An 11948-nucleotide genomic window follows, 5' to 3' on the forward strand; every position below is an offset into this window, starting at 1 on the left:
TTAGAGGGGGATAAACTTGTATGAAGCTAGAACAATTAGTCAACGTTAGCAAAGAAATCATTAAATTGAATCAACATCCTAGCGGAGGCTATGTGGCTTCTCCTCTTTTTCCTCCCTATTCCTATAGTTGGCTCCGAGATGGCACGTTTATTGCCAATGCAATGGATCGTGTGGGAGAAACGAAAAGCGCGGAGCAATTCTATCGCTGGGTACATCATGTTCTGAAGGATAAGCGTCCGCGGGTATCAGAGCTCCTACGCAAGCATGAGAATAGAGAATGGATTGACCGATCAGAGTTTCTAGGGACGAGATATCAGTTGGATGGTAGAGATGATCATTCGGAGTGGGGTCATTTTCAACTGGATGGATATGGCGCTTGGATCTGGGGACTTGCCGAACATATTCGCATAACGGGGGATTACTCGCTTCTAGAAGAGTTCAGAGAGAGTATAGAGCTGACGGTAGACTATATTATGGCGTTCTGGCATTATCCGAATTTCGATTGTTGGGAGGAATATCCGGATTATGTCCATCCAGCAACGTTGGCTTGCTTGTATGGCGGTCTGAAGGCGCTAGGTGAGCTGGAAGCACGTCCAGACTTAATAGAGCGAGCAGAGCTCATCCAACATTTTATACATACTCATGCCGTCCATGAAGGGCGCTTCGTAAAGTCTATTCATTGCATTAACGAAATCTGGCAACCTGCTCATTATGGGGTTGATGCAAGTTTAATGTGGCTAGCATTACCATTTGGGGTTTGTGAACCCAATGACCCGCGCATGCTAAGAACGGTTCAAACGATAGAAGAGGAGCTCAAGCACGGCGGGATTCAACGCTATTTGGAGGATACATACTATGGGGGCGGTGAGTGGTTACTACTGACTGCCTGGTATGGATGGATGCAGGCTGAGCTTGGGAATCAAGCAGAAGCAGAGCGTTCTTTGGCGTGGATTGCAAGCAAGGCTGATGACCTTGGACGCTTCCCTGAGCAAGTAGACGATCATCTCCGTGAGCCTGACGTTTATGCGGAATGGATCGCCAGACATGGTCAACCAGCACACCCCTTGCTATGGTCACATGCCATGTTCTTGGTCTTATCTGACAGGCTTGGCTGAGCATAGATCACTCCTGCCGCGGGCAAATTGTTAAGGGGGTGATAATGATGCCAGCAGTCAAGTGTGCAGTAGCCAATTGTGAATATTGGACACAAGGAAACAACTGTCATGCAGACACGATCATGATTGAAATTGATCAGCACGCGAATGCGGATTACAATGTCGAATTTGCTTCAGAGGAATCGTTTGATACTACGCATCATGATTCTGCGACAAAAGCGGCTAATACGTGTTGCCACACGTTTAAGCCTGCGACCAAACATTAGGTATGTGTAACGCGGAGGTAGCATGAATAAAGAGGACAGTTCTTTAGACAATGCCACCAAGGAGCGATTCCAGAAGAGTCAGCTTCATATTGAGAGCGGACTCCATGCCCAAGAAGAATATGCAGCTGAGATTGCTGTACCTCATAACAGAGGAAGCAGGCGGAATGAACCTGCCTCGACCGTTTCTGATGAGGAAGTCGCTGAGCTTGTAGAAGCTGTAACACGCAACAAAGCGGTGGGATATGTCGCCCTGTTTGTTGCTCTGGCCTCGTTATTCGTTTGGCCGGTTTTACTTGGGATTTCGGGTATTATTCTCGGTGTGATCGCTTTTGTAATGGGAAATAAGAGCATGGGCTCTTGGTCCGTTGCACTTGGTATTATTGCCGTAGCCGCTTATTTTTTATTGATTCCCTATTATTCATAAGTTCACGAAGCAAGCTGAGTAATCAGCTTGCTTTTATTTTTTTTAATGAAAAAAAGCTGAAAAATAGCTCAAGATGGCCATTATTCATGTGTAATAGCGCAATAAGGGCTCATTTTAATGTGTTTACGCCCATTTGCTCGTACTATTTGGCTTCAAGTGTCATATTCGCACCTTTGAATGATTACAGTATTATTATATAATGAGTAGTGATATTTAATCTAATTAAAATCGAAAATTAAGGGAGGTGTACCTACTCTCCTAGGTGCAGCATTTGCACTTGTTAGGGGATAGGTAAGGTATTGGAAGATCCTTTGCCCGAAACGTTAATCAGTTTTCTGTTAATGTTTGGACTAGTGTTGTTAAACGGTTTTTTTGTTGCTGCTGAATTTGCAATGGTGAAAGTGCGTGGAAGTCGGATTGAATCGCTTGTCGGTGAAGGCCGGCGTAATGCGAAGTTTGCGCAAGGCATTATGAATAATCTAGATGCTTACTTAGGTGCTTGTCAGTTAGGAATCACACTTACTTCATTAGGACTCGGTTACGTAGGTGAACCGACGTTCGCCAAGATTTTGGAGCCCTTATTTGCCCCATTGGGATTGCCTGATTCGGTGTTCCACACCATTACTTTTATTATTGCATTTTCATTAATGACGACACTTCATATTACATTAGGTGAACAGTTTCCTAAGACGTATGCGATTCGTAAAGCAGAGCAAGTTACCTTGCTTTCTGCAGGACCCATGGTATTATTCTACAAAATGATGTACCCGTTTATTTGGACGCTGAATGGCATTTCCAACTGGATGCTTCGCCGAGCAGGGATTGAACCTACAACGGAGCATGAATCTGCACATACGGAGGATGAAATTCGAGTCCTTATGCAGGAGAGTCACAAAAACGGACTAATTGATAACACAGAGCTCACGCTTGTTGATAATATATTCGGATTCGCAGAGACGACGGCTCGAGAAATTATGATTCCCCGCACAGAAATGGAATGCTTATATGCAGGACTTTCTTATGCAGAGAACTTAGCTATCGCCATCAAAGAGATGCGGACGCGATATCCTGTGTGTGATCCAGATAAGGATAATATTATCGGTTTCGTTCACATTAAGGATTTGCTGAAGCCAGATGCCAACCTCAAGGGCATTAAGAAAATTATTCGGCCGATTACGACCGTACCGGATTCCATTCATATCAGTGACTTGCTCAAAATGATGCAAAAGCGCAAAAGTCAAATGGCTTTGCTTATTGATGAATATGGCGGTACGTCAGGCTTAGTAACGCTTGAAGACATTATGGAAGAGATTGTTGGGGAAATCCAAGATGAGTTTGACGAGGAGCGCCCAACAATTGAAATGAAAGATGACCATACCTTCTCCATTGATGGACTCTTGTTAATTGACGAAGTGAATGAATACTTCGGACTTGAAATTGAGTCGGATGATTACGATACAATCGGAGGGTGGATTTATTCCCAAACCGAAATTCCTCCTAGTCGTAATCAGCAGGTGAGCTACAATGATGAATTTATGTTTATCGTGGAAGAAACCGATCACTTGCGCATATCACGTGTTACCGTGAGAAGAGCAATAAATGATAATGAAATGCTTCAACAAAATATTTCTTGAAAGGCTAGAGGGGCGGTCGAGTGACTGCCCTTTTTTCCTGCCTTTGGAAGAAAAGACTAGTCGTCAGGGCTCAAAACGTGTACAATGAAAACAATGAAAAAGTAAAAGCGAGGTCTGAGCGATGAACAGCATCACGAATACGCAAGCCATTGATCCTAGAGTGTTGAAGGAGCTCCTGCAGCTTCAGACCATGAGTAAAATTAGTCTTTTCTCAGATGAAACATCATCAGCGAATTCTGATGGTACTAGTGACTTTAGTGAACTATTGAATACATTGATGGGACAAGGTATTGGTACTGGAACTGATGTTCTAGATGCAACTGAACTGAATCCATCGTTAAGTAAACTGCCAAGCGCACTAGGCGCTTTGAATAAATCCTTTACACCATTACAATCTACATTGCAAACAACTTCTGTTGATCAGTTTGAAGGACTAATTGTACAAGCTAGTCAGAAATTTGGCGTTGATTCTTCTTTGGTTAAAGCTGTTATTCAACAAGAGTCATCTTTCAATCATACAGCGGTTTCATCAGCAGGTGCGAAGGGATTAATGCAGCTTATGGATGGAACAAGCAGTGGTTATGGGGTAACGAATCCGTTTGATCCTAAACAGAACGTTGAAGCCGGAACGCAATTCCTAGGCAGCTTGCTTAAGAAATATAATGGCAATGAAGGCGTTGCACTTGCCGCTTATAATGCGGGTCCAGGTCGTGTTGATCGTTTGGGGATTAAGACGGATCAGGATCTGGCGAGTAAGCTTCAGTTCTTGCCGAAAGAGACACAAGCATACGTCTCAAAAGTTCTCAATCATCGTAGCCATATTGCTCTGTAATTGGTGAAACATAGGGCTGATTTTCGCATGAATTATGCGGAGATCGGCTTTTCGCATTTTAGCTGACTTACTTGAGTTCTTAGTCGTTATAGGCTTTAATAGTGAAAGGCGTCTTAGCATGTATAGATGAAGTAGTTTATAGGTATGAAGGGGAATCTGCAGAACATGCTTTATATGGATTACGCGGCAACGTCGCCGCTTTATGATGAAGTGATAGATACGATCGCTGAAGTGATGAAGTCTCATTATGGCAATCCATCCTCGATCCATCGATTAGGTGTGGAAGCTGAAAAGCTTCTGCAGAGTGCGAAGGGGGTCATTGCCTCTGCAATTGATGTTGCTGCAAGTGATATTATTTGTACGTCTGGCGGTACGGAAAGTAATAACTTAGCGATTAAAGGTGTAGCCTACAACTATCAACAACGTGGCAAACATCTGATTACGACACAAATCGAGCATGCTTCAGTGAAGGAAGTTTTTGCCGAATTAGAGCGGGAGGGTTTTCGTGTTACCTATTTACCCGTATCGAAGACAGGAAGAGTTCGGTTAGAGGAGCTTCAAGCTGCGATTTGTGAAGATACCATTCTAGTTAGTAGCATGTATGTAAATAACGAAGTCGGCACCATTCAACCGATTCAAGAAATAGGTCGTCTTCTTGCTGGGTATCCCAAGATCATGTTTCATGTGGATGCCGTACAAGGTATTGCGAAACTCCCTCTGCTTCCAAAAGTCTGGGGAATCGATCTCTGCAGTGCATCAGCACATAAATTCCGAGGGCCGAAGGGCGCGGGTTTCTTGTATCGGAGGGCTGGTGTACAGCTCAAACCATTGCTTGCTGGTGGGGGACAAGAATACGGCGTACGCTCTGGTACGGAGAATGTCCCTTTAATTGTGGGTATGGCGAAGGCGCTGCGCATGAGTATGGATAATCAAGCAGCGAAAATGACGCATAAATACAAGCTTAGTGAGCAATTGCGAGCGGGTATTGTGGCAATTCCAGAACTTGAACTGACGGTTCCTGATGTGGAACAAGAGCTGTCGCCTCATATAGTTCATTTTGCTTTTGCGGGGATGAAGGCTGAGGTTGTCGTACATGCGTTAGAGCAGAAGGGGATCTTCATATCAACTAGATCTGCGTGCACATCCGGGGAATCAGAACCGAGTGAGGTCATGCTTGCCATGGGCATAAGTCGAGATTTAGCCGCCAGCGGTTTACGAGTAAGTATTTCTGATGAACATCGGATGCAAGATATTGAGCTGTTTTTACGTTTGTTACAAGAGGTGGTACAGGAGCTTGCTCCCATGAGAAACCCATCCGTTATCCAAAGGGGGAAGCGAAGATGAAACCGGATTGTCTAATCCTACGGTTTGGCGAAATGATGCTGAAAGGTAAAAATCGCAGCCGTTTTGAACGAAGTGTCATGATTCAAATTCGTAAAGTTTTGAGTTCTTTTCCGGATGTTAGGTATATTCCTGAATTTGGACGCGTATATGTGGAGCTAGGGGGTGCCGCTTATGAACAGGCTTCTGCTGCTTTACAGCGTGTTTTCGGACTTGCATCCTTCAGTCCAGCTTACCATGCTCCACTAGACTTGCAAGTGATTCAAGAAACAGCGCTGAGGATGATGCAGTCACTGCCTAAACAACCAGCGACCTTTAAGGTAACTGTGCGCAGAGTGAATAAAGCATTTCCGCATGATTCTCAGCAAATGAATTATTTAGTAGGCGGATATGTGCTTCAAGCTATTTCGGGGCTACAGGTAGATGTTCGAAAGCCTGAAGTAGAGCTGCGAGTAGAAATCCGAGAGGAAAAGGTGCTTTTATACGTAGAAGTAATAGAAGGGGCTGGGGGATTCCCATCAGGAACTAGTGGTAAAGCACTGCTCATGCTGTCTGGAGGTATTGATAGCCCTGTAGCGGGTTGGTTAGCGATGCGGAAGGGTTTGACGATGGAGGCGATTCATTTCCATAGCTACCCCTATACCAGTGAGCGTGCCAAGGATAAAGTTATTGAGCTTGCGCATCAGTTAGCAGGCTACACAGATGCTATTAAGCTTCACATGGTGTCCTTCACAGAGGTTCAAACCTCTATTCACAGTGCCTATCAAGATAATCTGCTTGTCACTCTCATAAGGAGAGCAATGTACCGAATTGCAGAGCGAATTGCCGAAAGAGAAGGGCTAGGAGCACTAGTTACAGGGGAGAGCTTGGGCCAAGTTGCTAGTCAAACTCTGCCAAGTCTACATGCGATTGGAAGTGTGGTGACAATACCGCTTCTACAACCGTTGATGATGATGGACAAGCAAGAAATTATTGGCCTTGCGGAATCGATCGGAACTTTCCCGATATCTATTCTACCTTATGAAGATTGTTGTTCCTTATTTCTGCCACCGTCACCAAGTACGAATCCTAACCTCAGTCTGGTGGAGAAGCTAGAGAACAGCATGGGTTTTCTAAATGAGCTTATAGACAAAGCAGTTTTAGAAACAGAAACTATTGAAATCGTTCATGGACAATTGAAAAAGGAATCCAATGCCCATTTATTCTAACTCTTCTCTGCAGCTGTGATCTCAACTATTCCAATCACTTGCTCTCCATGTTCGACAGGAGGACGTGAAGCATGATTGATGCGCTCTTATTATTCTTGCAAATAATGTTAATTAATATTGTATTGAGTGGCGACAATGCGGTTGTTATTGCTTTAGCAAGCAAAAATCTGCCGCTTGAACAGCGAAAGCTTGCGATCTGGTGGGGGGCGTTTGGAGCTATCGCCCTACGGTTAGTTTTGACGCTTGTTGCAGTAAGTCTGCTTTCCATTCCGTTTATCCAAGCTGGCGGTTCTATCTTGCTCTTGTGGATTGCCATTAAGCTTCTTACGGATGAAGAGGGGCATTCCAATGTTAAGGAAGCTTCAACGCTTGGTAAAGCGATTTGGACCATCATTGTCGCGGATTTCATCATGAGTCTGGACAATGTTCTAGCGATTGCAGCCAAAGGAAATGGCAATAATACCGTCATTATTTTAGGAATCGGGTTGAGTATTCCGATCATTATTTGGGGAAGTACGCTCGTCATGAATTTATTGCAGAAATATCCGATTCTTGTTTTTATCGGAGCAGGAATTCTAGGTTACACCGCTGGGGAAATGTTTGTTAAAGATGAGAAAATGATTGATTGGCTACTGCATGATTATGAGTTTTTACATGTTTGGATCCCTATCATGGCAACCATTGTTGTCATCGCGGCAGGTGGTATTGCCAAAGGTTTACGCGTGTTTCAATTTAAGACAAGGAATGAATGAGTGTTAAGCACACTGACCATAGGTCAGTGTGCTGTTTTTTTTGAACATACCAAAGACCAGAATGACCAGCCATAGATGACTAGGAATAGCACGATTAAGATGGTTGAGTATCGATACATCATGGCATAGCTGCCACTCCAATTGGCAAGTGCTCCAAGTGCTAAAGCACCTAAACCAATACCCAGATCGTTGGCGGAGAAGAAAGTTCCGTTGGCGGCGCCACGCCGCTCAGGGGAAGATCGCTGAATCGTCCAAGCTTGCAGGGCGGGTTGTATTGAACCAAATCCTACGCCATAGCAGAATGCTGCAATAGCCAAGCTTGCATTGGAATGTGCATACGAAAGCAGCAAAAGTCCACTAATCGTAAATGCTGCGCCTGGCAGCAGTACCCACGCAGGACCTTTGCGATCAAATAGAACACCCGTGATGGGGCGAACGAGCAGGACCATGCTGGCGTTGCAAAGGAAGAACAAGCCCACATTCGGGATATGGGCTTCTATGCCGTATAAGGTGATGAAGGTAACAATGCCGCCGTAACAAATAGCAGTACAGAGGAGCAACGCAGATGGGAGGAGTGCGGTCTGTTCCCAAAGGCGATCTATTAATCGAATGCGGTTGAAAGCTTTTAATGGTGGAAGGGGCTTCGGATATGTAATGAAAAGGGAACTGAATATGGATAACAGGGCGAGTAGGGTTGAGCATAATAAAACATAGGAAAACCCTAAGGATTGCATAACCCATAGTCCCGTAAGTGGGCCGACCGCCATAGCTAAGGTATTCGATAACCCGTAATACCCCATGCCTTCACCTCGCCGCTCTGGAGGGATAATATCGGCGATCACAGTTCCCAGAGAAGTCGTCGATAGCCCCCAGCCGATCCCATGAACAAAACGTGCTGCTAGAATTAATGTGACTGCAGCGATATAGGAGTATCCGGCAATGGTAAGTGCACATATGGTTAAACCTACCAGAAGGACATGTTTTCGACCTAATCGGTCTAGCGCTCTTCCAGCAAAGGGGCGTGTAAGGAGAGAGGAGACAGTGAAAATGCCAATGACGAGGCCTACCTGCACGTTGTCCCCACCTAACTGTGAAAGATGTGTAGGGATCGTTGGGATAAGCATTTGAAAGCTGAAGAAAAGAAGTAAATTAGCAAGCGAAGTAATCAAAAATGCTTTCGTCCATAGTGGTTTCCGTTGTATTTTGTTGCTAGTAAAAGTGTGCGCCATGATTCCTCCCCAATTGAACAGCTGACACACGTTGACCGCTATGCAGGAGGCCTTCGTGCGTGCCTTAGTATACCCAGTCAATTGGAATTGAACGCACGGAGAGGTTACGATAAACACCTAGCAATTTCGGGAGAGGTGAGATAAAATAATTGTTGAAAGGTGTCGAGTGTGGGTTATCATAACAAGTTTGAGCCTTCACCAGCCTACATTTAAAGGAGGGATTCCCATCGCTAGAAATAGCTACTCCATTGGTATATTATTTATTGGCTTGGCCGTCTTATTGCTGTTAGGTAAGTTGGGATTTTTCCAAGTATTAGTTTCCTTCTTTTGGCCGCTTGTACTTCTCGTACCTGGCTTGTTGTTTCACTTCTTGTATTTCAATCGTAGATTACCAGCAGGCGTCCTTGTCCCTGGCGGCATCTTGACTACTTATGCACTTTTATTTTTCTTTTGCAATATATTTGGATGGAGTTCAATGAGTTATTTATGGCCAGGCTTTATCTTAGGACCAGCGATCGGTTTATACGAACTTCATTTATTTGAAAGAGGCAGTGATCGCGGCATTTGGATCGCAGCAATGGTATTAGGAGGCGTTTCAGTAGCCCTGTTTGCTTTGACCATCCTAGTGAAATTAGGGATTTATGTAATCGCTTTGATCCTTGTCATTGCTGGACTTTCCATGATTTTCCGAAAGCGGAGATTGTGGTGATCTCGCCTCTTTCCAGTGAAAAGTTTCGAATCCTGTGCCTTTTATCTTGCATAATGTCGAGAAACTGCGTATACTAAGGGTAAATGTCAAGCGTCGGCGCTTATGTCCGACGCTTGTTTTATGAACAGAGACGAAAATTATAGGGTAGAGAGGGTTTGACATTCATGCATGCAAGAGACAAGATTCGCAATATTGCCATCATCGCGCACGTTGACCACGGTAAAACAACACTCGTAGATAAATTGCTTCAACAGTCCGGAACATTCCGCGATAACGAGGCTATTCAAGAAAGAGCAATGGATTCTAATGATCTAGAGAGAGAACGCGGTATTACCATCCTTGCCAAAAATACGGCGATTAACTATAAAGACTATTTGATTAACATTGTAGACACACCAGGACATGCTGACTTCGGTGGAGAAGTTGAACGTATCATGAAAATGGTAGACGGCGTATTGTTGGTTGTTGATGCTTTCGAAGGTACAATGCCACAAACAAAGTTCGTTTTGCGTAAAGCACTTGAAAGCAATCTTTCCCCAGTTGTCGTTGTTAACAAGATTGACCGTCCGAACGCGCGTCCGCAAGAAGTTGTTGACGAAGTTCTTGATTTGTTCATCGAGCTTGGTGCAACTGACGAGCAACTTGATTTCCACGTTGTATATGCATCCGCATTGCAAGGGACTTCAAGCCTTGATCCAGAGAAACAAGATGCGAACATGGAAGCTATTTATGAAACAGTTGTTAACCACATTCCATCTCCAACGGAAGATGTTGAACAACCGCTTCAATTCCTTGTTACATTGATGGATTATAATGAGTACTTGGGTCGTATTGGTGTAGGCCGTGTGAACCGTGGTAAAATCCGTCAAGGTCAAACCGTTGCGGTTATGACACGTGAAGGCGGACAAAAACAAGCTAGAATCGAAAAACTTTTCGGATTCAGCGGTTTGAAACGTATTGAAATTGAAGAAGCAGCTGCGGGGGACATCATTGCCATTGCAGGTATCAAAGATATTAACATTGGTGAAACAGTAGCAGATCCTACGAACCCAGAAGCTTTGCCAGTCTTGAAAATCGATGAGCCAACCCTTCAAATGACATTTATCGTGAACAACTCGCCATTCGCGGGTCGTGAAGGTAAATGGGTTACTTCCCGTAAAATCCGTGAGCGTCTATATAAAGAGCTTGAAACAGACGTTTCCCTTCGTGTTGAAGATACAGACAGCCCGGATGCATTTATCGTATCTGGCCGCGGTGAGCTTCACTTAGGTATTTTGATCGAGAACATGCGCCGTGAAGGCTTTGAATTACAAGTTTCCAAACCAGAAGTCATCATTCGTCAAATCGACGGTCAAAAAATGGAGCCGATTGAGCATTTAATCATCGACGTTCCAGAAGACAGCATGGGTTCCGTTATGGAGAGCTTAGGTTCACGTAAAGCTGAAATGGTCAACATGATTAACAACGGCAGCGGTAACGTTCGTCTAGAGTTCAAGATCCCAGCACGCGGTTTGATCGGTTACAGAACGAACTTCTTGACACTAACGCGTGGTTACGGAATTATGAACCATGCATTCGACAGCTACGGCCCTTACCAAGGAGCTGGCGTTGGCGGACGTCATGAAGGCGTACTTGTATCCAGCGAATCTGGTGTATCCACACTTTACGGAATTCTTTCTGTCGAAGATCGCGGTATCTTGTTCGTACATCCACAAACAGAAGTTTACGAAGGCATGGTTGTTGGTGAGCATACACGTGATAATGATATCATCGTTAACATCTGTAAAGAAAAAGCGGTCAACAACATTCGTTCCGCGAACAAAGAAGAAACAGTGAAAATGAAAACACCTCGTTCGTATTCTTTGGAGCAAGCACTTGAGTATTTGAACGATGATGAGTATTGTGAAATAACACCGAAATCTGTTCGTATCCGTAAAAAGATCTTGAACAAGAGCGAGCGCGAGCGTGCTGAGAAGAACCGCAAAATGGCTGAAGCTAACGCATAATTCACAAAGTATTCGAATAAAGGGAAATGTCGGCTTTCCAGCCGCATTTCCCTTTATTTTATTGCGGTTTTAAGGGATAATGAAGAATGACTCATCTTAGGTGACTTAACTTAATTAATGAAATGGAGTGTATATTCGTTGACTGCCTTGAATGAATGGTTTGCCAATCACCTCTTTATCACGTATCTATTAATCTTTGTGTTCATGTCCTATGTGTACAATAAAGTATTTCGTACGCGCAAATTGCCTGTCCTCAAAACTGCGCTTATTTATGTGCTGCTAGCGATTGGATCTGTCATGCTGCTCGTATTTCAAATTGTAGGACTGCCTATCGTTCTTTGTTTGGCTGTGGCTATTTCACTCATGTTTATGGTGAGAATTCGCTATTTTATCGAAAAAAGAACGGGTAAACGACCTACATCATAGTTAGGA

Annotated in this window: 12 protein-coding genes; 11 read left to right on the forward strand and 1 reads right to left on the reverse strand. The window is 44.1% G+C overall.

Annotated elements, in window-relative coordinates; translation table 11 throughout:
* The first annotated feature begins 20 nt into the window (after positions 1–20).
* The 8 genes from AC58QT_RS01500 (at position 21) to AC58QT_RS01535 (ending at position 7572) form a co-directional block, all read left to right on the forward strand.
* Entirely contained in the window at positions 21–1115 is a 1095-nt protein-coding gene (locus AC58QT_RS01500) for a glycoside hydrolase family 15 protein (protein WP_497407425.1), read from the forward strand.
* Between the two features lie 47 nt (positions 1116–1162).
* The gene (locus tag AC58QT_RS01505) at positions 1163–1381 is read left to right on the forward strand and encodes a DUF1540 domain-containing protein (RefSeq protein ID WP_310499110.1); all 219 of its coding nucleotides are present in this window, start codon (positions 1163–1165) and stop codon (positions 1379–1381) included.
* Between the two features lie 22 nt (positions 1382–1403).
* Entirely contained in the window at positions 1404–1805 is a 402-nt protein-coding gene (locus AC58QT_RS01510; RefSeq protein ID WP_310226954.1) for a hypothetical protein, read from the forward strand.
* A 341-nt stretch (positions 1806–2146) separates the two neighbouring features.
* On the forward strand, positions 2147–3439 hold the full coding sequence (locus AC58QT_RS01515; protein ID WP_310499111.1) for a hemolysin family protein: 1293 nt from the start codon (positions 2147–2149) through the stop codon (positions 3437–3439).
* A gap of 121 nt (positions 3440–3560) precedes the next feature.
* Positions 3561–4271, forward strand: a complete 711-nt coding sequence (locus AC58QT_RS01520; RefSeq protein ID WP_497407426.1) for a lytic transglycosylase domain-containing protein — start codon at positions 3561–3563, stop codon at positions 4269–4271.
* Between the two features lie 165 nt (positions 4272–4436).
* Positions 4437–5615: a cysteine desulfurase family protein gene (locus tag AC58QT_RS01525; protein WP_497407427.1), complete on the forward strand. Its 1179-nt coding sequence runs from the start codon at positions 4437–4439 to the stop codon at positions 5613–5615.
* The gene (gene thiI / locus AC58QT_RS01530) at positions 5612–6820 is read left to right on the forward strand and encodes a tRNA uracil 4-sulfurtransferase ThiI (protein WP_497407428.1); all 1209 of its coding nucleotides are present in this window, start codon (positions 5612–5614) and stop codon (positions 6818–6820) included. The genes AC58QT_RS01525 and thiI overlap by 4 nt, the downstream gene beginning before the upstream one ends.
* 71 nt (positions 6821–6891) lie before the next feature.
* On the forward strand, positions 6892–7572 hold the full coding sequence (locus AC58QT_RS01535; RefSeq protein ID WP_497287764.1) for a TerC family protein: 681 nt from the start codon (positions 6892–6894) through the stop codon (positions 7570–7572).
* 23 nt (positions 7573–7595) lie between these two features.
* Here AC58QT_RS01535 and AC58QT_RS01540 read toward each other — a convergent pair whose 3' ends face one another.
* Positions 7596–8801 carry an MFS transporter gene (locus AC58QT_RS01540; protein WP_497407429.1) on the reverse strand — a complete coding sequence of 402 codons (1206 nt, stop codon included), beginning with the start codon at positions 8799–8801 and terminating at the stop codon, positions 7596–7598.
* 166 nt (positions 8802–8967) lie between these two features.
* Here AC58QT_RS01540 and AC58QT_RS01545 point away from each other — a divergent pair, with 166 nt between their 5' ends.
* The 3 genes from AC58QT_RS01545 (at position 8968) to AC58QT_RS01555 (ending at position 11942) form a co-directional block, all read left to right on the forward strand.
* Positions 8968–9510 carry a hypothetical protein gene (locus AC58QT_RS01545; RefSeq protein ID WP_310226965.1) on the forward strand — a complete coding sequence of 181 codons (543 nt, stop codon included), beginning with the start codon at positions 8968–8970 and terminating at the stop codon, positions 9508–9510.
* Between the two features lie 164 nt (positions 9511–9674).
* Positions 9675–11516, forward strand: a complete 1842-nt coding sequence (gene typA, locus AC58QT_RS01550) for a translational GTPase TypA (protein WP_497407430.1) — start codon at positions 9675–9677, stop codon at positions 11514–11516.
* 147 nt (positions 11517–11663) lie between these two features.
* Positions 11664–11942 carry a YlaH-like family protein gene (locus AC58QT_RS01555; RefSeq protein WP_310499112.1) on the forward strand — a complete coding sequence of 93 codons (279 nt, stop codon included), beginning with the start codon at positions 11664–11666 and terminating at the stop codon, positions 11940–11942.
* Positions 11943–11948: the final 6 nt, after the last annotated feature.

The organism is Paenibacillus sp. J31R109 (assembly GCF_059692055.1).